Source organism: Ruegeria sp. HU-ET01832, from assembly GCF_040371315.1.
GTDB lineage: Bacteria > Pseudomonadota > Alphaproteobacteria > Rhodobacterales > Rhodobacteraceae > Ruegeria > Ruegeria lacuscaerulensis_A.
This window is the reverse complement of the sequence record NZ_BAABWL010000011.1, coordinates 23799-45874: the sequence shown is the minus strand read 5'-3', so window position 1 is coordinate 45874 and position 22076 is coordinate 23799. Positions and strand designations below refer to the sequence as shown.

Below are 22076 nucleotides of genomic sequence, written 5' to 3'. Positions count from 1 at the left end.
ACGGAGAAGACACACATGGCATCTGGACGGGTTAACCCGCAATTCCGCCTCGAGGATCAGGGCATCGAGGGTCTGGGAAATGTCTATTACAACTTCATGGAACCGGCGCTGATCGAAGAGGCGCTGAAGCGCGGCGAAGGCACTCTGGGCAATGGCGGAGCCTTTTTGGTTACCACCGGCAAGTTCACCGGCCGCTCGCCCAAGGACAAACACGTCGTGCGCACTGACAGCGTTGCAGACCATATCTGGTGGGAAAACAACGCCGAGATGAGCCCCGAGGGCTTTGACGCGCTGTATCAGGACATGCTGGCCCACATGAAAGGCCGCGACTATTTCGTGCAGGATCTGGTTGGCGGAGCCGACCCGGCCTATTCGATCAACGTGCGCATGGTTACCGAACTAGCTTGGCACAATCTGTTCATCCGTCACCTGCTGCGACGCCCGGATCGTGAAGATCTGAACGAGTTCATCGCCGATTTCACCGTCATCAACTGCCCCAGCTTCCAGGCCGACCCGGCCAAGCACGGCTGCCGGTCTGAGACGGTGATCGCGATGAACTTCGATCGCAAGATGATCCTGATCGGCGGCACAGAATATGCAGGCGAGAACAAGAAATCTGTCTTTACTCTGCTGAACTACATGCTGCCGGAAAAAGGCGTGATGCCGATGCACTGTTCGGCCAACCATGCGGTTGGTAACCCGGTCGACACCGCCGTCTTCTTTGGCCTGTCCGGCACTGGCAAGACAACCCTGTCCGCTGACCCGGCCCGCACTTTGATCGGCGATGATGAGCATGGCTGGTCCGATCGCGGCACCTTTAACTTCGAAGGTGGCTGTTATGCCAAGACGATCAACCTGAACGCCGAGGCCGAGCCGGAAATCTACGCGACCACCACCAAATTTGGAACTGTGATAGAAAACATGGTGTTCGATCCCGAAACCAAGGAACTGGATTTCGAGGACGACTCCCTGACCGCAAACATGCGCTGCGCCTATCCGTTGGAGTATATCTCGAACGCGTCCAGCAGCGCACTGGGTGGCCACCCCAAGAACATCATCATGCTGACCTGTGATGCGTTCGGCGTGCTGCCTCCGATCGCGCGGCTAACCCCGGCGCAGGCGATGTATCACTTCCTGTCGGGCTTCACCTCCAAGGTTGCCGGGACCGAGCGCGGTATTACCGAACCTCAGCCCACCTTCTCGACCTGCTTTGGCGCGCCGTTCATGCCGCGTCGCCCGGAAGAGTACGGCAACCTGTTGCGCGACAAGATCGCCCAGCACGGCGCAACCTGCTGGCTGGTCAACACCGGCTGGACCGGTGGCGCCTATGGTGTGGGCAGCCGGATGCCGATCCGCGCGACCCGTGCACTGCTGACAGCTGCGCTGGACGGATCGCTGCGGGATGCCGAGTTCCGCAAAGATGCCAATTTCGGCTTTGACGTACCGGTTTCGGTGCCCGGCGTGGCCGAAGTCCTTTTGGACCCGCGCCGCACCTGGGATGATCAGGCGGCCTTCGACAAGCAGGCTGAAAAACTGGTGCAGATGTTCGCCGAGAACTTTGAACAGTACCTTCCGTTCATCGACGAAGACATCAAAGCCGTAGCAATCGGTTAGTCGAAAAAAGGGGGCGAAATCGCCCCCTTTTCTTTAAAGAGTCTCACCACATCGTGATCGCGCATAAGTTGTATATTGCAAAATGTGAATGCAATTGCGTTGCTCGAAGTGTCGATCTGAGGTATCTCGGCATGTCAGAAATATGACAAAACCCGACGCTCTCGCGTCGGGTGAGAAGTGAAAAGACCTATGGGATGCTCAAGCGCACACTCACAAACGCGATTTAAGCAGCCTAATCAGATAGCTAGTGTATTCTGAAGGGGATGAGTGTCAATATGAGATTTGCCGGGTAACTCGTAAAACGGCATACCTCAGTTCGTCACCGTAAAGGGGCGTAAGACACGGAATAAGGCAGGTAACGATATGACAGAAATCTCGAAACTCACCGAACTGCGTAAATTGATGCAAAGCATGGAGCGGACGCTGGGCCTGGAACAACTCTCTCCGGTTGAGCGCGATATCTACTACGCGGCTGAGGAATTGTCGAAAAACGATCAGGAAGTTCGCACCTTTGGTTTGATCGAACATACACTGGTTCAAAGCGTATCGCGCCCGACATTTTTCCGTGCACTCAAGTCCCTGGTGCAAAAGGGATACCTTTCGCAAAGCGGCAGCGCAAACCGGGGGCGGTACGTCGTTCATGCTCCCAGGTGACGCGCCCAACAGCTACGACAATGGCTGATTGTCGTGCGCAAATGGGCTTCTGAAACGTTTTTTGCCTCGTTGGCATATGTCGTGGCATCGTTCCTTACATTCGAGGTTCTGATGCCCCTTCAGAACATGTTTTTTCCAGAATACCCAAGCCGGGCCAGCCTTCTGTTCCTGCCCCATGGGGTTCGGGTATTGTCTGCATGGCTATTGGGCTGGCGAGCCATTTTTGCCCTTCTTCCCGGCGTTTTCATCGTCTTTGCGGCGCTGGGGGGCAGCGACGTTTTCCTGCCCAGCCGTCTTGCCGCTATTGCAATCGCCGTTCTGACAGTACCGGCAGTCTTCTATTTGCTCAAATGGGCCGGATGGGATCTGTTTCCAAGGGCTGATCGCAAACCGTGCTGGGTCTGTGTCATGGGTGTCGGTGTGATCACCTCATTCCTTGTGGCAGGTTTGACAAATATGGCTTTTGGCAGCGCACGCGTCGAATACATTGCCTATTTGATCGGCGATATTTCAGGTCTGTTCTTCCTGATGCTGGGTTTGTATTTCGCCTTCCGCTTTGCAGATAGCCGCAGTTAACCCATCACCGCTTTACGCAGAAGGTTCAATCCTGCGATCAATAGCACCATCAAAGTCAGTTTCCGAAACCGCGTCTGGTCGATGCGCGCCTGCAGGCGAAGTCCGACCCACATCCCAAGCAGTGCGGGCAGGATCAGAATTGCCGAGAACGGTGCTGTCTCGGCCCGCAAAATACCAGAGCCCAGATGCGCAATAACCAATGCGCCCGCCCCAAGCCCGTAGATTACGCCTTGTACGCGCATTTGCACATCCTTGGGTGTATTCAACGCTGTCAGGTATGCGACCGTCGGAGGCCCCCAGATCCCCGACATACCCCCTACGAAACCGGCTACGGCTCCAATCGCAGCCTCAACTCGGGTCGAGGTCTTTTCGAGGGTCAGTTTCCACCCGGCGATCTGAATCACCGCAAAGACCGAGACCGGAATGCCGATCATCAACAGAAACACCGTCTCGGGCACGAAGCGGACCAGTTGTGCCCCAGCTAACAAAAACACGAGGCCAACCAACAGAAAAACGCGAAACTGCCGTATGGCGTCGATCGCGGCCGGACCCCCTTCGCGCAATGCCTGCACGCCATTTGTGACCAACGTAGGCAGGATCAATCCCGCCAGCGCCAGTTGCGGCGACAGGAAAACACTAAGTCCAGAGACAAGCACCATGGGCATGGCAAAACCGACCATCCCTTTGACCCAACCCGCGGCAAAAGCGACGGCAAGGGCAAACAGAATATCCGACGGTGACACAACGGAGAATAGGGTCATGCGCCTGTGATATCACTCCTGAAAAATTCTGCATCGCAAAACTGCGCAAGAAATTTTTGAACTATTTCGCAACGTAATTCGTATTTTTGTTGCGCTGCACGTGCAGCATGGTATGACCAATCGACCCAGAAAAGGACTTGATTCATGGCCCATGACGGACAGGATATGACCCAGATGACAGCATCCGCGATTTTGCCCGACCTTCTGACACTGACCCGCGCCGCAGTCCCGGCAGTCGAAGCTGTGTTCGACTGCGCGCGTGACTCTGTGCGCGAGATGGTGACTGTCGAGGGTCGCGTGTCCGGTGCGTTGATCGAAGCCAACCAAACGGCCGCTCATGGCCTCGCGTGGCTGGCCACCTACAGTCAGTCGCTGCAACAGATGCAGCGTTGGGCCGAGACGTTGGATCGTGATGGCAAGTTTGGTGAAATCGAACAGCTGCTGCATCAAATCGCGTTCGGCGAATATCTGTGGCAGGTCTATGGCGGCATCCAAATGAATCAGGGTGAAATCGTTCGCCTGCAGGATCTTGGCCTCAGCCAAGATGATATGCGCGCATTGATGATCCCTGAGGTGATGACTCTGACCCAAGGCGGCAATACACAAGCCGCCCGCAGCCGCCTTGTAGAATTGATGGAAGATCAGGCCGGTGCCACAATGTTTGGCGCATCCGGTTTGGACGAAGAACTGGAAATGATCCGCGACCAGTTCCGCCGTTATGCGGTCGAAAAGGTCGAACCGCACGCCCATGAGTGGCACCTGAAAGATGAGCTGATCCCGATGGAAATCATCGGGGAACTGGCTGAGATGGGCGTCTTTGGCCTGACCATTCCCGAAGAATTCGGCGGGTTCGGCCTGTCCAAAGCCTCGATGTGTGTGGTGTCCGAGGAACTGTCGCGCGGCTATATTGGCGTGGGTTCGTTGGGCACCCGGTCCGAGATCGCGGCCGAGCTGATCATCGCCGGCGGCACGGACGAGCAAAAGGCCAACTGGCTGCCAAAACTCGCGAGCGCTGAGATTCTGCCCACCGCCGTGTTCACCGAGCCCAACACCGGGTCCGACCTTGGCAGCCTGCGCACCCGCGCAGTCAAGAATGCCGAAGGCGATTATGAGATCACCGGCAACAAGACCTGGATCACACACGCGGCCCGCACCCATGTGATGACCCTGCTGGCCCGCACCAACCCCGACAGCTCTGACCACCGCGGGTTGTCGATGTTCCTGGCCGAGAAAACTCCCGGCACGGACGAGGCCCCCTTCCCCACGCCCGGCATGACCGGCGGCGAGATCGAGGTTCTGGGCTATCGCGGCATGAAGGAATACGAGCTGGGCTTTGACGGCTTTAAGGTCAAAGGTGAGAACTTGCTGGGCGGCGAAGAAGGCAAAGGCTTTAAACAGCTGATGGAGACCTTCGAATCTGCCCGCATTCAGACCGCTGCCCGCGCCATCGGCGTGGCGCAAAGCGCGCTGGATATCGCCATGCAATACGCGCAGGATCGCAAGCAGTTCGGCAAGTCGCTGATCAACTTCCCCCGCGTCTCGGGCAAGCTGGCGATGATGGCGGTCGAGATTATGATTGCGCGCCAGCTGACCTATTTCAGCGCGTGGGAAAAGGACAACGGACATCGCTGCGATCTTGAGGCCGGCATGGCCAAGCTGCTGGGTGCACGGGTTGCGTGGGCTGCTGCGGATAATGGCCTGCAGATTCACGGCGGCAACGGGTTTGCGCTAGAATACAAGATCAGCCGCGTTCTGTGTGATGCGCGCATCCTGAACATTTTCGAAGGGGCTGCCGAAATTCAGGCACAAGTCATCGCTCGGCGTTTGCTGGGTTGATCTGAAAGGTAGCCCTGTTTCCCCAACTTGACCCGGCGCGCGCGCCGGGTCTTTTTTTGCTAATGACATAGGCCCAGTTTCGCCAACGCCCGGAATTTCTCACTACCACGATGCCTTGAATACGGTTACATCAGCCGGGACAGTGAACAGGAAATTACACGACATGATGCGATCTATTCTGGCCTGCCTCGCAGTAATAGTGGCTATGGCGCTAGGAGGCTGCGCCAAGCAATACCCAGCCGCTGGCCAGAACGACATTGACGAACTGGCGCTGGCTATCCGCGACCTCGGGCCCAACGTCGACCCTGTCGAAGCGCAGCAAGCCGCTGAAATCGCGTACACATACTCAAGCCGTTTGGCGCAGGAATGGAACGTGACCGATCCAGCCATCATTCACAACGCCAAGGTCGTCAATGGCCTGCGCGAGAAGGGACTGTGCAACGATTGGGCCGAAGCCATGACTGCCCGGCTTCGGCAAGAGAATTTTGAGACTTTGGATCTGCATTGGGCGACTTCGCCCCCCACGGCATTTCGCATTATCCACCATTCTGCGCTGATCAGCGCCAAGGGGGATTCGATGTATGATGGGCTTATTCTTGATCCATGGCGCAACAGCGGCGCACTGACCTGGGCCCCGACGCGCGAGGATACACGATACAATTGGCGCCCTCGCAGCGAAGTACGGGCCGAGTTGGTAAGCGGTCAGAACCCCTATTAACCCTGTTCGGATTTAGGGTGATTTGGACTAACGTGATCAAATGATACGACTAACCCTGATGCTGCCCTTCATGGCACTGTTTCAATGCGACAGGGATGAAACCGTCGCCGCCTATGGTGCGGCGGATAGAACATGGGCGCTGCAAGAGATCGACGGTCAGCCATATGAAGCCAGTGCTTTGTTACGTTTTACGGAAGACGGGAAGATTGCGGGTAACGCCCCGTGCAACAGCTACAGCGGCACCCTAAGCGCCCCATATCCCTGGTTTGAAGTGACTGAATTGACTGCCACCCGCGCAGCCTGCGCGGGGTTGGAAGCCGAAGGATACTATTTCGCCGCTCTGATCGCCATGACACAGTCCGAAGTGGCCGGAGACGTTTTGATCCTGCGGAACGAGGACGGCCACGAAATGGTGTTCAAAGCCGCCGAGTAAACTGCTCGACAAACCGAGCCCGCGCTTCGGGCAGCGGGCGATGACCGAGGGACGGTGCGACCCGGTGCTCTAGAAAATACCCGGTGGTGCGTAGTGCCTCGGCAATCTCGGGATCCGGCGCGGCCCCCTCGCCGCGCAGACATGGGGGCAGTGGCAAAAGCTTATCCGCCCATTCCCCCGCCCCTTTCTCACTAACCGCGCGGCCCGATTTCGGAGAGACATAGATCAGATCTTCGACCGCCCCGGTAACTGCACAAGCGGTCAGATCAAGACCAAACCCCAACTCTTCAAGCATGGCCAATTCCCATCGCAAGTAGGCCAGGGGCCATACATCATCCTGCCCCAGCAGGTCCATCAACTGTTCGGTTTGTTTGTAGATGACCGGGTGGGGTTCACGTTCGGGCAGGCAGAAGGCCAAAAGTGCCACGACCGCGTTTAAGCCCGCCAGTGCCAGCCGCCCCGAAAACGCCGCCGCTGCACGAGAACGCAGGGGTTCTACCTGAAACGTGCCTATATGCTCTTCGAGCCGCGCGCGCCAAAGCACGTCCAGCTGCGCACCCGGCTGCAGGATCGGCGCAGTTTTCCGACTTGCCCCACCGCGCACAACCCCGGCATGGCGTCCGTGGATTTCGGTGAAGACCTCGATGATCGCCGCTGTCTCACCATGTCGGCGTGTGGTCAGAAGTATACCGTGATCGCGCCAGTCCACATTGCCGCCGTTTGTCTCAGAATGTAGGTAGAAAATCCAAAGATAACGCCCAACACAAGTTGTTTGTTAATAATGAGCACCGACTTCGTCGGCAAAAGCACTATTCATCGGTGGTTGATAAAGGCTTTTCTGATCAGTCGTCTAAAGCAGGGGCGCCAGCTTAAGCCGACGCCCCATTTCATCAATCGTCGTCGCTTGTGATTCTGCCACTGACGCTGTTTCCGTCATCCAAAGAACTACCGGCGTTACCCCAACCCGACAGACCTTTGCCCGCTGCGTTTTTGCCGCTTACATCTGCGGCGACACTCGCAAATCCACGGTTCCCTTGCAGTGCGCCTGACATTGCCTGAGCCTGATCGTTATTTCCTTTTCCCTTGCTCTTGCCCGGATCGGCCATTGCAACAGAACCCAGTGCGACAGCCGCGGCTGCCGTGATTGTTAAAATCTTCATAATTTCCTCCCTTTTTGGTAGACATGTGCTGTAACTACGGGGGGCGCGGCGCGTCGGATCAATAAAACGTGAAATTCTAAAATCGGGTCGTACAGAAATACCGGACAGAAGTTGCGGTCTTTTCAGCTTTTAAGTGAGGCGGGCAATTACTCTAACCCGTCTTCTCCCAACAAATGCCGCCCCTGTCGATCTTCGACCTCGACCACCCAAAGGTCTGGATCAAAACTGCGTTGTTTTGTAATCGCCACATCCACGTCGGCCTCGGGACCAGCGGATAGTTCGACCCATTTGCGCTCCCCACTCATCAGATCAAAACTGCGCTGGAACGCTACGGCCTGCCCATCCAGAGTATTAAGTTTGATCAGCACCGCACCGGCCGTGTCATCACCGTGGGCAACCACAAAGGCAGGAATTTCTTGAAACCGCAGGCGGGCCAAGTAGGCGTGAACCCAAAATTCCGCCGTCAGCCGGGTCATTGCGCGCTCCTTAGCAAAGGCGCCAACAATTTTCGACGAGATTTCTTCGTCCCGCTCATGCGTTGCCGTCTTTGAAGTCCAGACCCATTTCCGAGTAACGCTCAGATTCCTCAAGCCAATTTGGACGCACTTTGACCTGAAGGAACAGGTGAATTTTGCGGTCAAGAAACTCTTCCAGCTCGGCGCGCGCAGCTTGGCTAACCGCCTTGATCGTCTCGCCACGTTTGCCCAGAACGATACCCTTGTGGCCGTCGCGCATAACATAGATGACCTGATCGATTTTGGCGGATCCGTCCTTGCGCTCTTCCCAGTTCTCGGTCTCGACGGTCAGCTGATAGGGCAGTTCCTGATGCAGGCGCAGGGTCAGTTTCTCGCGCGTCATTTCGGCGGCGATCATGCGCAGGGGCAGATCAGCAATTTGATCCTCTGGGTAGAGCCAAGGCCCTTTGGGCAGCTCGCCCGCCAGCCATTTGCGCAGGTCTTCAACTCCGTGGCCTTTTTCGGCTGAGATCATGAAGGTTTCAGCAAACGGATAGCGTGCGTTCAGGTCGCTGGTCAGGGCCAGCAGTTTCTCGGATGGTACTTTGTCGATCTTGTTGATGGCCAGGGCGACGGTGCGGCCTTGCCCGATCTCGTCCAAACCTTCCAGAATGCGTTCAACCCCTTCGGTGATACCGCGATGAGCTTCGACCATTAAGACCACGACATCTGCATCAGCTGCGCCCCCCCAGGCGGCAGCGACCATGGCGCGGTCCAGCCTGCGGCGTGGCTTGAAAAGGCCCGGCGTGTCAACAAAAACCAACTGGGCCTCGCCCTCCATCGCGACGCCGCGAATGCGCGCACGCGTGGTCTGCACCTTATGCGTCACGATCGAGACTTTGGCCCCTACCATGCGGTTTAGAAGGGTGGATTTGCCCGCGTTGGGCTCTCCGATCAGGGCGATAAATCCGGCGCGTGTGGTCATGTGTACTGCGATCCTGTTTGCAAGTGCGCACCCCTATAGCAGAAAGACTTCACGGGCCAGAGGGTTTTGTCTCATAGCGGGTTTGCACTTCTCTTGGAAAGAAAACACCGTCAGAGCAGCTGTGGATAAGAAAGTGGGCTCATCTGGATTGGTTGTCGACGTTGGCAGACCTGATCTGGCTAGAGTTTCCGATGCTTGCCAAAAGAGGCGTCGCGGCCTTTAGGAATGAGGCGTTTTATCACTGGATAATCGGCTGTCAGGTCGGGTGGTATCAGGTCGTTTCAATTTCGAATTGTTTGCGCCAATCCAATCCAGAGGGAGCCAGCCTCCTCGCCAAAGGGATATGCTATTTCGTTAACTGATCGAGTAGCGATTTGGCTGCGGCCTGTTCCGCCTGGCGCTTTGATCCGGCAGTGGCTTGCGCCTCTGTACCGTCCTGCAAACGCGCGGCGATCGTGAATACCGGGGCGTGATCGGGTCCGCTGCGTTTGACCTCGACGTAAGACGGGGGTTTCTGGCCGCGTGCCTGCGCCCATTCCTGAAGAGACGTTTTGGCATCGCGCGCATCCGCTTCGACCGAATGGATGCGATCGCCCCACAAAGCAATGATCACGTCTCGTGCCGCTTCGAACCCGGCATCGCGGTAGATTGCGGCGATGACCGCCTCCATCGCGTCGCCCAGAAGTGCCTGTTTTCGACGGCCACCCGACAGCATCTCAGATCGGCCCAGTTTCAGAACCGCACCGAGGTCGATCTGTCGCGCGACATCGGCGCAGGCTTCTTTTCGGACCAACGCATTGAATCGCGGAGCGAGTTGACCCTCAGTTGCCTTTTTGTCGGCCTCTAGCAGGGCCGTAGCCATAACCAACCCCAATACACGGTCGCCCAAAAACTCTAACCGCTGATTATCCGGACGGGTTGAGGACGAGACTGAGCCATGAGTCAGCGCGCGAACAAGCAGCTCAGGGTTGGAAAACGTGTAGCCCAACCGATGCTGAAAAGACTTTATCTCAGCCGAAAGCTTCACTTGACCGCCTTGAAGAACCGGTCACTCCGCCAGGTCCAGAAGAACAGCATCGACCGGCCAGCGGAAGAGAACATGATCCGATCTGCGCGACCAATCAGGTTTTCGTAAGGCACATAGCCCACGCCACCCGCAGATTGCGGCAGACGGCTGTCGCTGGAATTGTCACGGTTGTCGCCCATGAAGAAATAGTGACCTTCGGGAACAGTGTAGATCCCGGTGTTGTCGGATCCCTGGTTGCCGATATTGAGTACGTCGTAAGAGACGCCGTTTGGCAACGTTTCGATCGTCCGGGACTTTTCGCAAATCGCCCCAATCCCGACCGGGCCGTTTTCACATCGCGGACGAAGACCTTGCGGCCCCTGTGGCAAAGCGGTTTCGGTGAAAACACCATCCGGTTGCTGTGGAACAGGCGTACCGTTCAGGATGATCTGGCCTTCGCGGATCTGGATACGGTCACCGGGCAACCCAATCAGGCGTTTGATGAAGTCACGCCCTGTAACAGGGTGACGGAAGACGATGACATCCCCGCGTTCAGGATCGCCGGCCCAAAGGCGCGAGTTATCGTCACCCGACATCCAGCCGCAAACATCCTCGGCATCGATATTCAGGCCAACACTGGGAATTATCAGACTAGGGCACGAGGCATAGGAATAACCATAGGCCATCTTGTTCACGAACAGGAAATCTCCGATCAGCAGGGTCTGTTTCATCGAGCCCGACGGAATCCAGAAGGGTTGAAAAAACAGTGTCCGGAAAACGCCTGCGATCAGCAATGCGTAGACGATGGTTTTAATCGTCTCCCACACGGGATTTCCGGTTTTGACGTCCTCGGCCATACTGCTCTCCGGTCCTTGGTTTGTTGGGGTGCTACATGCGGGGCGCAGAGAGGTTAGTCAAGGCTGGCTGCTGCGTTCGTGATGGCGCGCGCTTCAATCACCACGAAAGCCTGCGCCCAAGGGTGGTCGTCGGTCAAGGTGACGTGGATGATCGCCTCATGGCCTTCGGGGGTCATCTCGCGCAGGCGCTCGGCGGCCCAGCCGGTGACGTGCATGACCGGCTGGCCGGTGTTCAGGTTGGTGACGGCCATGTCCTTCCACGCGATGCCCATGCGCAGGCCGGTGCCCAAAGCCTTAGAGCACGCCTCTTTCGCGGCCCAGCGCTTGGCATAGGTGCCAGCCGTGTCATGGCGACGTTCGGCCTTGCGCTGTTCGGTGTCGGTGAAAACGCGGTTGCGGAACCGGTCACCGAACCGGTCGAGCGTACCCTGAATACGCTCGATATTCGCGAGGTCTGTGCCGATGCCTAGGATCATATCGCGCTTTCTTTGCTACGCCGTCTGGCAATCGCCCTGAGTTCCATTTTGGTCGGCAGATAGAATAGAACGCTGTTGGCGAAGAAAGCAAAAATCGCCAGATACAGCATAAGGCCGCCCATATAGCCACCTCTGTGCCAATACATCAGAAGCGACGTATCGACCGGTCCGATAATGCTGATCGCCAAAATCAGATAGGCCGCAGCGTTCACGATCATGAATATCACGGTCCCCGCAACCGCAAAGACCAGCACCTCGCGCAAGTGCGGCATTCGGCCCATCGACCGCGCTATGCCGCATCCCGTTATCATCGCTGCGGCGATCGCAGACAGGAAGGGTATCTCCACATTTGCTAAATTGAGCCCGGTCACATGCCACAGAACGACAATAGCGATCGGCATTAAAAACCGGACTTGGACAAGCAAGACGCTGTAGCGCCACAAATTGTTCGAATCCATAGCGTTACCTTTGCGATCAGACGACTGCCCGCGCCTCATCCATCAGCCGTCGCATCTCGGCAATCGCCGGGGTCAGGCCGCGAAAGATAGCCTCACCGATCAAGAAATGACCGATGTTCAACTCGCGCACCTCAGGGAAAGCCGCGACGGGTTGCACGGTGTCATAGGTCAGACCATGGCCCGCGTGGACTTCCAGCCCAAGCGAATGGGCAAACGCGGACATCTCACGCAGGCTGTCCAGCTCTTGGTTGGCTACGTCTGTGTGGCCCTCGGAGACGGCGTCGCAATAAGCACCGGTATGCAGTTCGATCACCTCGGCACCGATGCGATGCGCGGCTTCGATCTGGCGCTGGTCGGCAGCGATGAAAATGGACACGCGGCAACCCACGTCGCGCAGGGGGGCGATAAAATGGGCCAGCTTGTTTTCTTCGCGCGCGACTTCCAAACCGCCTTCGGTCGTCCGTTCCTCGCGCTTTTCGGGAACGATGCAAACCGCATGCGGTTTGTGCCGCAGGGCGATCTGCTGCATCTCGGGCGTCGCGGCCATTTCAAAGTTCAACGGGACCGACAGAACCTCCATCAACCCGTCGATATCTGCGTCCGATATATGACGGCGATCTTCGCGCAGATGGGCTGTAATGCCATCAGCCCCGGCCTCTTCGGCCAGTTTGGCGGCGCGCAGAGGGTCAGGGTACGCCCCGCCACGCGCATTGCGCACGGTGGCCACGTGGTCGATATTCACGCCCAAACGCAGGGGATTGTCAGACATCGCTTGATTCCTTTGCCGAATTCTGGCTCGAGCCTAGTGGTTTTGAAACTGAAACGGCAGGCTTGGATTCTGCCAAACGGCGGATTTCGTCAAATTTCGCTTTGATCTTGGCTCGACGCCGCTGCTGGTAGGTTCGGATCAAAGGCAGGCTCAGATAGTGGCAGATCGCCCCGGCCAGCAAACCGGGCAAAATGCCCCCTATCAGGTAGGGAAAGAACACCTCGTCATAGAATATCCGCAACCCGGACCAATCAGCCATGCGATCAGTGAAAATGGCAATGAAGTTATCCTTGAGGTCGCCCAGCGCGTCGGCAAACTTACCCATAAGGCCATGGGTGTCGCCCTCCTGAAACTCGGTTCCCAAAATGAAATGACCGGCCTGAAGGCAGATGACACCAATCGGAACGTAAGTTAGCGGGTTTCCGAAAAACGTTCCGCTCAGCGCAGCCAGAATATTGCCGTTGATCAAACGCGCCGCCAACGCAGCCACGACGAAATGCAACCCGTAGAACGGAGTAAACGCTGCGAACACCCCTGCCCCGATACCGCGTGCGATGCGTTCAGGGGAGTCCGGCAACCGGCGGACGCGGTGTTTGACATAGTGGAACGCGCGGGTCCATCCGCCACGGGGGTAGACGAATTCAGATGCGATCTGGACAGGCGAGCGTCGATCTCGGCGCTTGAAAACCACTCCTGATCACCCCTTCTCAGCCAGCCGCCACGGCGGTCTTGGTCCTGTCTCTGTAGCGTTCGACCGCAGCAACATCGCTTTCTGCCTCAAGCATCAGCATCAAAGAATGAAGCTGTTCAAGGTCGCGCAGTTCGACATTGATCAGAAGACGGTAAAAATCCGGTTTCCGGTCGACGAATTCAAGGTTCGAGATATTGGCCTTTTTCTCACCGATCAATGTGCAAATACGCCCCAGTACGCCCGCATCATTGCCAATGGTCAGATCCAGCGTCGCGCCATAGACCGCCGGATGGGTGCCAGTGTGCCAATGCAAGTCCACCCAACGCTCGGGTTCGCCTTCAAACTCGGTCAGGCGGTCACAATCGATGGCATGCACCACCACCCCTTTGCCACGATAGGTGATGCCGACAATCCGCTCTCCCGGCAGGGGCTGACAACATGGCGCCCGGTCGAATTTCTGACCCGGCTCAAGACCAATCACAGCGCGGCGCAGGGGGATCGCGTCCCCTTCATCCTGCGTAAGCTCTGGATAAACGGCGCTGACCACGTCATGGGCCGTCAGTTCGGCACTGCCCAAACGAGCCAACAATTCGTGTCGGTCCTTCAGACGCAAATGCTTGGCGGCCGTGTCCAGCGCCTTGTCCGTCGCCTTTCGGCCCACATGTTCGAACCCCGAGCGCGCCAGTTCCTTGCCCAATTTGATGAAACGCTCGCGGTCGACTTCACGCAAGGCGCGCCGGATGGCAGTGCGGGCTTTGCCAGTGACCGCAATCTCAAGCCATGTGACCTGCGGGGTCTGCCCGTCGGCCGTGATTACATCGACCGACTGACCGTTCTTGATCCGGGTCCACAGCGGCACTCGGATACCGTCCACCTTGGCCCCGACACAGGCATGGCCAATCCGCGTGTGGATCGCATAGGCAAAGTCAATCGGTGTCGCCCCACGCGGCAGTTTCACCACATCGCCCTTGGGCGTGAAGCAGAACACCTGGTCGGAATACATCTCAAGCTTGACGGCTTCGAGGAAATCCTCGTGATCATCCTCGCTGTCAAATTGCTCGGTCAGGTTGGCGATCCACTTGGCCGGATCGACGGCGAACGGGTTTTCGGACCGCACCCCGTCGCGGTACGACCAGTGCGCCGCCACACCCGTTTCGGCCACGTCGTGCATCTGGCGAGTTCGGATCTGAACTTCGACCCGTTTGCCATCCCGCCCCGACACGGTGGTGTGAATCGAACGGTATCCGTTCGATTTTGGCTGGCTGATATAGTCCTTGAACCGTCCCGGCACCGCGCGCCAGCGTTGGTGGATCGCGCCAAGGGTCCTATAGCAGTCTTCCTCTGTCTGAGTGATAATGCGGAAGCCATAAATATCGGACAGACGCGAAAAGCCCTGATCCTTTTCCTGCATCTTGCGCCAGATCGAATAGGGTTTTTTGGCTCGGCCGAACACCTCGGCTTCGATCCCAGCCTTGTCCAATTCAAGGCGCATATCACCAGTGATCCGATGAATCACATCGCCGGTTTCCCGTTGCAGAGTGATAAACCGCCGGATGATCGACTGCCGACCTTCGGGGTTCAGCACGCGGAAGGCCAGATCCTCCAGCTCTTCGCGCATCCATTGCATCCCCATACGGCCCGCAAGTGGCGCGTAGATATCCATCGTCTCGCGCGCTTTTTGAACCTGTTTTTCGGGGCGCATCGCCTTGATCGTGCGCATGTTGTGCAAACGGTCTGCCAGCTTGACCAGAATGACCCGCAAATCTTTGGACATGGCCATGAACAGCTTGCGGAAGTTCTCGGCCTGTTTGGTTTCCCTGCTGGACAGCTGCAGGTTGGTCAGCTTGGTGACGCCATCGACCAGCTTGGCCACTTCATCCCCGAACAGCTCGGACACCTTGCCGTAATTGGCCTTGGTATCCTCGATCGTGTCATGCAGCAGTGCGGTAATGATCGTGGCATCATCCAGGCGCTGTTCGGTCAGGATGGCGGCAACGGCGACAGGATGGGTGAAATAGGGTTCGCCAGAGTGGCGGAACTGACCCTCATGCATCTGGCTTCCGAACTCATAGGCACGGGCGATGCGGTCAGCATTTGTCTTGGGGTTGTAGTTGCGGACCAGCGCAATCAGGTCTTCAGCAGAAATCATCCGGTCCGCACCTTCGTTTTTGGGGATTACCCCTGGCCTTGAGCCTCCATAAGAGCGCGCAGCAGCTTCTCTTCGGACATGTCATCATCTGCAGGCTTGTCGGATTCCGCACCCATCAACAGCGCCATCTGATCCTCTTCGGGCTCATCAACCTCGATCTGGGTCTGGTTGGCCTCGATCAGGCGTTCGCGCAGTTCATCAGCGCTTTGGGTTTCGTCGGCGATTTCGCGCAGCGACACAACCGGGTTTTTGTCATTGTCGCGGTCCACAGTGATCGCAGCACCTGCGGAAATCTCACGCGCACGATGGGCGGCAAGCATCACCAGCTCAAACCGGTTTTGTACCTTGTCTACGCAGTCTTCTACCGTCACGCGGGCCATTGGGCGCTCTCCGTTACTGAATCCATGTCAGGAAGAGGTTTATCTAAGGGCGAATCCCTGCCTTGACAAGCAGGAAATGCCGCAAATGCACCGATCACAAAGGGGTGACGGCGGCAATATCATCGACAGGCAGGGCTGCCACCATTTCCCGGACCGTCAGACCCAGCACGGGATGGTACCAATCCGGGGCGACATCAGCCATTGGCACCAGCACGAAGGCGCGATCCTGAAGACGCGGATGCGGCAGGATCAACTGGTCCGGCGCCTGCTGCATCTGTTCCTGCGACGGCAGCGTCCGCCATTGGTTATAGGTTGATGTATCCGGAAGCACTTGGTCGCCGAAACATACCAGATCCAGATCCAACGTCCGCATCCCCCAGCGCTGTATTCGTTCGCGCCCGAATTCGTGTTCGACCTCATGCAGCAGTTGCAACAAGTCTGCAGCTGACTTGTCCGTTTCGACCAAAACAGCCGCGTTCACGTAATCCGGTCCAGCACTCGCTGGAAAACAGGGGGTCTCGTAGAATCGGCTGACGGCGCGAATCACCAAGCCCTGACGTGAAATTGCGTCAATCGCCTGTTCTAGTGTCACCTTGGGTCCGCAGCCTCTCAAATTGAGATTTGCGCCCAATGCAATGACCGATTCTGACGTAAATTTGCACATACTATTCCCTATATTCGGCGAATTGCATACTTGCGATACACATTAAATGCCCTAATTATAGGCGTATCAGCACGCCGCCAATTTCCTAGCTCACTCACGTAACACCCGGCGTTCTGGTAGATACCGGAAGGACCTATTTATGTTTTATAAAGACGAACGGCTAGCGCTGTTCATCGACGGCTCGAATCTTTATGCGGCCGCGAAAGCACTTGGATTTGACATCGACTACAAACTGCTGCGTCAGGAATTCATGCGCCGTGGGAAGATGCTTCGTGCTTTTTACTACACAGCGCTTTTGGAAAATGACGAGTATTCGCCCATCCGCCCCCTGGTAGACTGGCTGCATTACAACGGCTTCACCATGGTGACAAAACCGGCGAAAGAATACACCGACAGCATGGGGCGTCGGAAAGTCAAAGGAAACATGGATATCGAACTGACCGTCGATGCCATGGAACTGGCACCGCGCGTTGATCACATCGTGCTGTTTTCGGGCGATGGGGACTTCCGCCCGCTGATAGCGAGTCTGCAACGTCAGGGCGTGCGCGTTTCAGTTGTGTCGACTATTCGCAGCCAGCCTCCGATGATCTCGGATGAGTTGCGCCGCCAGGCCGACAACTTCATCGAGCTTGAAGACCTGCGCGATGTGATCGGCCGCCCTCCGCGTGACATTCCGATGGAACCGCGCAGCGTGGCTGCAAGCGGTCAGTAACACGCGCCAAACACCAAAAGATAAAGAACGCAGTCAGGGTTGATGCCCTGACCGCGCGTCTTAAACTAGAAACAGGTGATGAAACATCTGTTTGATAGCACTGATTCATGTCAGATGAATGACACTGTCCTGTCTGGACCATGGCGAGGAAAAGACCTACCTGTGGCCTTAAGGAGAACGTGACATGACAAAGCCATCCCTGACGCTGTATCTGGCAGCACCGCGTGGGTTCTGCGCCGGTGTAGACCGGGCGATTAAGATTGTGGAAATGGCGCTACAGAAATGGGGCGCTCCGGTCTATGTGCGCCATGAGATCGTGCACAACAAATTCGTGGTGGACGGCCTGCGTGAAAAAGGTGCGGTGTTCGTCGAAGAACTGGATGAATGCCCCGATGACCGGCCGGTAATTTTTTCGGCCCATGGCGTTCCTAAATCGGTACCTGCAGCGGCTGCCCAACGCGAGATGATCTATGTCGACGCGACCTGTCCGCTGGTGTCCAAAGTCCATGTCGAAGCGCAGCGCCATGCCGAAGCCGGGTTGCAGATGATCATGATCGGTCACAAAGGACACCCCGAAACTGTCGGCACCATGGGGCAACTGCCCGAGGGTGAGGTCCTACTGGTCGAAACCGTCGAAGACGTCGCCACCGTGGCCGTGCGTGATCCCGACAAGCTGGCCTTTGTAACGCAAACGACCCTGTCCGTTGATGACACCAAGGACATCATCGCAGCGCTACAGGCGCGGTTTCCCGCCATTGTCAGCCCACATAAAGAAGACATTTGCTACGCGACCACGAACAGGCAGGAAGCTGTCAAAGCTGTGGCCCCCAAATCCGATGCGCTGTTGGTTGTGGGGGCACCCAATTCGTCCAATTCACGTCGTCTGGTCGAAGTTGCCGCACGCGCCGGGTGTAACTATGCGCAACTGGTACAACGTTCGACAGATATCGACTGGCGCGCCTTGGAAGGGATTTCCTCGGTCGCGATCACCGCTGGTGCGTCTGCTCCCGAGGTCTTGGTGAATGAAGTGATCGACGCATTCCGAGATCATTTTGATGTAAAAGTCGAATTGGTCGAAACAGCGGTTGAAAACGTCGAATTCAAAGTCCCGCGCGTTTTGCGCGAACCGGCATGAACGGAATTCCACGCGCCCCTTTGGTTCTGGGGCTGGCCGGGTTGATCCCCTTCGTCTGGGGGGCGCTGACTTACTTGATCGATGATATGCATGCCTGGGGCACACAGGCGCTGGGCCCCCGTTTCGTGGGGCCTTACGTTCAGCTGTTCTACGGCTCGATCATCCTCAGCTTTATGTCTGGCGTTTTGTGGGGGTTTGCGACGAAGACATCGGGCAGTAAGGCTGCGACCTGCTATCTGTTGTCCGTTCTCCCCGCGCTTTGGGCCTTTTTCAAAACGGGCGGTGGACCCCTCGCGGCAGGTACCAACCTGATGTGGGGCTTTGCCGGGTTACTTTTGCTGGACGCTGTGTTCTCATACTGGCGACTGACGCCGGCTTGGTGGATGCGTCTGCGCATGTTGCTGACAGCCGCCGTTCTGGTCTGCCTTGCCGTTGGAGTATACTTGTGACCGACAAAAGAACGATTGACGCCTATTCCTCGCGCGTCGCTGATTACCTCAGTGTTCCCCTACCCCCTGAACAGATCGAAGCCCGCATGGCCTTTGCAGAAGCGGTCGCGGAAGGCGGACACGTACTGGATCTCGGGGCCGGCCCGGGATCGGACAGCGCCTTTCTGCAACGGCAAGGTCTGCGCGTCCGCGCCATCGACGCCACACCCGCTTTTGTCGAACACGCGCGTGAAAACGGTGTGGACGCTCATCTGGGGACGTTCGACGACGTGACCGAAGAGGCCGAGTATGATGGAGTCTACGCAAGTTTCTCGCTGTTACATGCCCCTCGCGCCGATTTCCCCCGACACCTGTCAGCCATCCACAAGGCGCTGAAACCCGAAGGAGTCTTTTTTCTGGGGTTAAAACTCGGGACTGGTGAACATCGCGACGATCTGGACCGCCGTTACACCTATTTCTCGCAGACTGAAATCGAAGAAGCGCTGTCCCAGACCGGATTCACCATCGACTGGATCACCACGGGCGTGGGTGCGGGCCTTGCGGGCTCGTATGACGGTTTCATTCTGGTGTTGGCCCATGCCTGAACTGTTTGCCTATACCGACGGCGCATGTTCCGGCAATCCGGGCCCCGGCGGCTGGGGGGTGCTTTTGCGCGCGATGGATGGCGACAATGTCCTGAAAGAGCGGGAACTTAACGGCGGCGAGGCCGAGACCACAAACAACCGGATGGAGCTGCTGGCTGCGATCAGCGCGCTCGAAACGTTGGACCGGGCCTCGAAGATCACCGTTGTGACAGACAGCGCCTATGTGAAAAACGGCGTCACGGGGTGGATTTTCGGGTGGAAGCGGAACGGTTGGAAAACCTCGAATAAGAAGCCTGTCAAGAATGTAGATCTGTGGCAGAGGCTGGACGAGGCACAAACTCGTCATGACGTGACCTGGGAATGGGTCAAAGGCCACGCGGGCCATCCTGAAAACGAAAAGGCTGATGAACTGGCCCGCGCCGGTATGGCACCGTTCAAGCCAAAAAAGACACAGGCATGAGCTGGCTGGCGCTGCTCGACTATGCCTCGGTTCTGGTTTTTGCGCTGACGGGGGCGCTGGTGGCCAGCCGGGCGCAGTTGGATCTGGTGGGTTTTGCCTTTATCGCCAGCCTGACCGCCGTGGGTGGCGGCACTGTCCGCGATCTGCTGCTAAACCGCGACCCGGTTTTCTGGGTCGGACAACCGGATTACATCCTGATCGCAGTGGCCGCCGCCGTATTGGTCTTCTTCACCGCACATCTGGTGGAAAGCCGCTATAACTGGCTGATCTGGCTGGACAGTTTTGCGCTGTCAATCGCCGTCGCAGCCGGATCGGCCACCGCTTTGTCGCTGGGGCAATCGGGCGTGGTGGTCGTGCTGATGGGGATCAGCACCGGATGTCTGGGCGGGTTGATGCGCGATGTGGTCTGCAACGAAGTGCCTCTGGTGCTGAAACAGGGCGAACTTTACGTCTCGTGCGCCTTTGCGGGGGCGCTGACCGCCGTTGCCGCCAGCCGCCTTGGGCTGGACGATCTGGCCGTTCTGGCGTCTTGTGCGCTGGTCTGCTGGGCCTTGAGGGCGGGGTCATTGCTGTTTGGTTGGAAACTGCCTGTCTACAAAAGCCGCCCACCGCGTGTTTGAATAGGGCCTCTACGCATGAAACCTGCATTTTGTACCGTCATCGCCGGACTCGCCGCCCTCGCTGGCTGCGGTCAACAATATGACCCCATGCAGTTTGCCGCGCAGGGAGATCAAATCGTGGCCACAGGTACTATCGACCATACGACGCTGGATGCGTTTCTTGAGGTAATCCAGCGAAACCCCGACGCAAAAACACTGGTGCTAAGCTATATTGAAGGCTCGATGGATGACGACGCGAATGTGGTTTTTTCCCGCGTGGTCCACGAGCAGGGGTTCGATACGATTGTGCCCTCAGACGGGCTGATCGCTTCGGGCGGAACCGACCTGTTTCTGGCAGGGAAGCGCCGCGTGCTAGAGCCCGGAGCCTGCGTCGGCGTCCACAGTTGGGGCGGCTGGAACATCGTCGCCACCGAAATCCCCAAGGACGACCCGGAACATGACCGATATCTGGACTATTTCGAAGATATCGGCGTGGATGAGGCGTTCTACTGGTACACGTTGGACGCGGCCCCGTCCGAAGGGATGCATTGGATGAACGCGGCAGAGGCTGACCGGTTCGACATGACCACGGGTGGCGCACCCCGTCTGGGATCAGCCGCCCAATGTGACGCGCGGTAGGGTCAGCGCGACAACAGACGCCCGCCGATTTCCTTGACGAATTTCGCCGCCACCATCGCGGTGATGCCATAGGGATCGCGGTGAGGGTTCAGCTCGACGATATCCGCGCCAACCAACTGGCCCTTGAAACGGTGGATTAGGTTTATCACCTCACGCGTGCTCAGCCCGCCGGGCTCGTGATGCGAAACACCCGGCGCAAAGGCCGGGTCCAGCGCGTCCAGATCCAGCGAAAGGTAAACAGGGCCGTCAAAGCTTATCTCAAGATCCGGGCTCCAGCTTTGCATGTCGATGACCTCGACGCCGAACTTGTCGGCCTGTTCCTGCTGATGCTTGTTCATGGTGCGGATACCGACCTGCACCAGACGCTTGATCTGGCACGTCTCCATCACCCGCGCGAAGGGGCAACCGTGACCCAGCGGGCCGACCTGCTGACTGTCGTAAAGGTCAGGGTGCGAGTCGACATGCAGGATGTTCAATCCCTCATACCGCTCTGAGTGCGCCTTAATTAGCGGATACGCGACCGAGTGGTCGCCCCCCAGCGACAACAGCCGCGCGCCGGTTGCGATACGCTCGGCGGCCCCGGCCTCGATCCGGTCGATGGGTTCCTGTCCAATCATCTCGAACACGTCCAGATCGCCGGTATCCTTAAACCGGTCGGTCGCGCCCAGATCGGTGCCGTCTTCGGCAGTCAGGTTGGCAGCTCCGGAATGCAGTGCCTCACGAATGCGGCCCGGCGCAAAGGCAGGCCCCTGCAGGAACGAGGAATGCAGGTCCAGCGGAACGCCCATCAGGGCAACGTCACCGGGGTTCAAGTCATGCGACATGGGGCGCCTTTCGGATAGAAATTCCTGGCGAT

General features: G+C 57.5%; 28 protein-coding genes. 13 read left to right on the top strand and 15 right to left on the bottom strand.

Annotation, left to right across the window (positions count from 1 at the left end):
- Positions 1–15: 15 nt before the first annotated feature.
- From ABWV79_RS21585 to ABWV79_RS21575, 3 genes are all read left to right on the top strand, one after another.
- A complete protein-coding gene (locus ABWV79_RS21585) occupies positions 16–1614 on the top strand; it encodes a phosphoenolpyruvate carboxykinase (RefSeq protein ID WP_353394809.1) in 1599 nt (532 codons plus the stop codon).
- Between the two features lie 363 nt (positions 1615–1977).
- Entirely contained in the window at positions 1978–2268 is a 291-nt protein-coding gene (locus tag ABWV79_RS21580) for a hypothetical protein (protein ID WP_170356721.1), read from the top strand.
- 111 nt (positions 2269–2379) lie between these two features.
- Positions 2380–2844: a hypothetical protein gene (locus tag ABWV79_RS21575; protein ID WP_247742659.1), complete on the top strand. Its 465-nt coding sequence runs from the start codon at positions 2380–2382 to the stop codon at positions 2842–2844.
- Here the strand turns inward: ABWV79_RS21575 and ABWV79_RS21570 are convergent.
- Positions 2841–3605, bottom strand: a complete 765-nt coding sequence (locus tag ABWV79_RS21570; protein ID WP_170356723.1) for a sulfite exporter TauE/SafE family protein — start codon at positions 3603–3605, stop codon at positions 2841–2843. The two genes, ABWV79_RS21575 and ABWV79_RS21570, sit on opposite strands and share 4 nt — an antisense overlap.
- 144 nt (positions 3606–3749) lie before the next feature.
- Between ABWV79_RS21570 and ABWV79_RS21565 the strand changes: the two genes are divergently transcribed.
- The 3 genes from ABWV79_RS21565 to ABWV79_RS21555 all read left to right on the top strand — a co-directional run bounded on the left by ABWV79_RS21565 (position 3750) and on the right by ABWV79_RS21555 (position 6592).
- Positions 3750–5441, top strand: coding sequence for an acyl-CoA dehydrogenase family protein (locus ABWV79_RS21565; protein WP_353394807.1), 1692 nt, complete (start codon positions 3750–3752; stop codon positions 5439–5441).
- Positions 5442–5604: 163 nt separating this feature from the next.
- A complete protein-coding gene (locus ABWV79_RS21560; protein ID WP_353394805.1) occupies positions 5605–6159 on the top strand; it encodes a hypothetical protein in 555 nt (184 codons plus the stop codon).
- A 40-nt stretch (positions 6160–6199) separates the two neighbouring features.
- On the top strand, positions 6200–6592 hold the full coding sequence (locus ABWV79_RS21555) for an META domain-containing protein (RefSeq protein ID WP_353394803.1): 393 nt from the start codon (positions 6200–6202) through the stop codon (positions 6590–6592).
- On the opposite strand, the gene recO is transcribed toward ABWV79_RS21555, so the two are convergent.
- The 13 genes from recO to folK form a co-directional block, all read right to left on the bottom strand.
- On the bottom strand, positions 6576–7301 hold the full coding sequence (recO, locus tag ABWV79_RS21550) for a DNA repair protein RecO (RefSeq protein ID WP_353394801.1): 726 nt from the start codon (positions 7299–7301) through the stop codon (positions 6576–6578). The genes ABWV79_RS21555 and recO overlap by 17 nt on opposite strands.
- A gap of 181 nt (positions 7302–7482) precedes the next feature.
- A complete protein-coding gene (locus tag ABWV79_RS21545) occupies positions 7483–7752 on the bottom strand; it encodes a hypothetical protein (RefSeq protein WP_353394800.1) in 270 nt (89 codons plus the stop codon).
- A 146-nt stretch (positions 7753–7898) separates the two neighbouring features.
- Positions 7899–8228, bottom strand: a complete 330-nt coding sequence (locus ABWV79_RS21540; protein WP_353394798.1) for a DUF1491 family protein — start codon at positions 8226–8228, stop codon at positions 7899–7901.
- Positions 8229–8283: 55 nt separating this feature from the next.
- Positions 8284–9192: a GTPase Era gene (era, locus tag ABWV79_RS21535; protein ID WP_353394795.1), complete on the bottom strand. Its 909-nt coding sequence runs from the start codon at positions 9190–9192 to the stop codon at positions 8284–8286.
- A gap of 346 nt (positions 9193–9538) precedes the next feature.
- Positions 9539–10219, bottom strand: a complete 681-nt coding sequence (rnc, locus tag ABWV79_RS21530; protein ID WP_353394792.1) for a ribonuclease III — start codon at positions 10217–10219, stop codon at positions 9539–9541.
- Positions 10216–11055: a signal peptidase I gene (gene lepB / locus ABWV79_RS21525; protein WP_170356730.1), complete on the bottom strand. Its 840-nt coding sequence runs from the start codon at positions 11053–11055 to the stop codon at positions 10216–10218. The genes rnc and lepB overlap by 4 nt, the downstream gene beginning before the upstream one ends.
- 53 nt (positions 11056–11108) lie before the next feature.
- Complete coding sequence (gene acpS / locus ABWV79_RS21520; RefSeq protein WP_170356731.1) at positions 11109–11531, bottom strand: holo-ACP synthase; 423 nt, start codon at positions 11529–11531, stop codon at positions 11109–11111.
- Positions 11528–11932, bottom strand: a complete 405-nt coding sequence (locus ABWV79_RS21515; protein WP_353394789.1) for a hypothetical protein — start codon at positions 11930–11932, stop codon at positions 11528–11530. The genes acpS and ABWV79_RS21515 overlap by 4 nt, the downstream gene beginning before the upstream one ends.
- A gap of 73 nt (positions 11933–12005) precedes the next feature.
- Positions 12006–12758 carry a pyridoxine 5'-phosphate synthase gene (locus ABWV79_RS21510; protein ID WP_170356733.1) on the bottom strand — a complete coding sequence of 251 codons (753 nt, stop codon included), beginning with the start codon at positions 12756–12758 and terminating at the stop codon, positions 12006–12008.
- Positions 12751–13449, bottom strand: coding sequence for a DUF2062 domain-containing protein (locus ABWV79_RS21505; RefSeq protein ID WP_170356734.1), 699 nt, complete (start codon positions 13447–13449; stop codon positions 12751–12753). The genes ABWV79_RS21510 and ABWV79_RS21505 overlap by 8 nt, the downstream gene beginning before the upstream one ends.
- 16 nt (positions 13450–13465) lie before the next feature.
- A complete protein-coding gene (locus ABWV79_RS21500; RefSeq protein WP_170356735.1) occupies positions 13466–15598 on the bottom strand; it encodes a RelA/SpoT family protein in 2133 nt (710 codons plus the stop codon).
- A gap of 26 nt (positions 15599–15624) precedes the next feature.
- Positions 15625–15978, bottom strand: coding sequence for a DNA-directed RNA polymerase subunit omega (gene rpoZ / locus ABWV79_RS21495; RefSeq protein ID WP_170356736.1), 354 nt, complete (start codon positions 15976–15978; stop codon positions 15625–15627).
- A gap of 94 nt (positions 15979–16072) precedes the next feature.
- Positions 16073–16642: a 2-amino-4-hydroxy-6-hydroxymethyldihydropteridine diphosphokinase gene (gene folK / locus ABWV79_RS21490; protein WP_353394786.1), complete on the bottom strand. Its 570-nt coding sequence runs from the start codon at positions 16640–16642 to the stop codon at positions 16073–16075.
- 139 nt (positions 16643–16781) lie between these two features.
- On the opposite strand from folK, the gene ABWV79_RS21485 reads away from it, so the two are divergent.
- From ABWV79_RS21485 to ABWV79_RS21455, 7 genes are all read left to right on the top strand, one after another.
- Positions 16782–17354 carry a LabA-like NYN domain-containing protein gene (locus tag ABWV79_RS21485; protein WP_170356738.1) on the top strand — a complete coding sequence of 191 codons (573 nt, stop codon included), beginning with the start codon at positions 16782–16784 and terminating at the stop codon, positions 17352–17354.
- A gap of 184 nt (positions 17355–17538) precedes the next feature.
- A complete protein-coding gene (gene ispH, locus ABWV79_RS21480) occupies positions 17539–18489 on the top strand; it encodes a 4-hydroxy-3-methylbut-2-enyl diphosphate reductase (RefSeq protein WP_170356739.1) in 951 nt (316 codons plus the stop codon).
- Complete coding sequence (locus ABWV79_RS21475) at positions 18486–18938, top strand: DUF3429 domain-containing protein (RefSeq protein ID WP_353394782.1); 453 nt, start codon at positions 18486–18488, stop codon at positions 18936–18938. Before ispH ends, ABWV79_RS21475 begins: the two co-directional genes overlap by 4 nt.
- Positions 18935–19522: a class I SAM-dependent methyltransferase gene (locus tag ABWV79_RS21470; RefSeq protein ID WP_353394780.1), complete on the top strand. Its 588-nt coding sequence runs from the start codon at positions 18935–18937 to the stop codon at positions 19520–19522. Before ABWV79_RS21475 ends, ABWV79_RS21470 begins: the two co-directional genes overlap by 4 nt.
- Positions 19515–19982, top strand: coding sequence for a ribonuclease HI (rnhA, locus tag ABWV79_RS21465; RefSeq protein ID WP_170356742.1), 468 nt, complete (start codon positions 19515–19517; stop codon positions 19980–19982). The genes ABWV79_RS21470 and rnhA overlap by 8 nt, the downstream gene beginning before the upstream one ends.
- Positions 19979–20602: a trimeric intracellular cation channel family protein gene (locus ABWV79_RS21460; RefSeq protein ID WP_170356743.1), complete on the top strand. Its 624-nt coding sequence runs from the start codon at positions 19979–19981 to the stop codon at positions 20600–20602. The genes rnhA and ABWV79_RS21460 overlap by 4 nt, the downstream gene beginning before the upstream one ends.
- A gap of 15 nt (positions 20603–20617) precedes the next feature.
- Positions 20618–21220 carry a COG3904 family protein gene (locus ABWV79_RS21455; protein WP_353394778.1) on the top strand — a complete coding sequence of 201 codons (603 nt, stop codon included), beginning with the start codon at positions 20618–20620 and terminating at the stop codon, positions 21218–21220.
- Positions 21221–21222: 2 nt separating this feature from the next.
- On the opposite strand, the gene speB is transcribed toward ABWV79_RS21455, so the two are convergent.
- Complete coding sequence (speB, locus tag ABWV79_RS21450) at positions 21223–22044, bottom strand: agmatinase (protein ID WP_353394776.1); 822 nt, start codon at positions 22042–22044, stop codon at positions 21223–21225.
- Between the last annotated feature and the right edge of the window lie 32 nt (positions 22045–22076).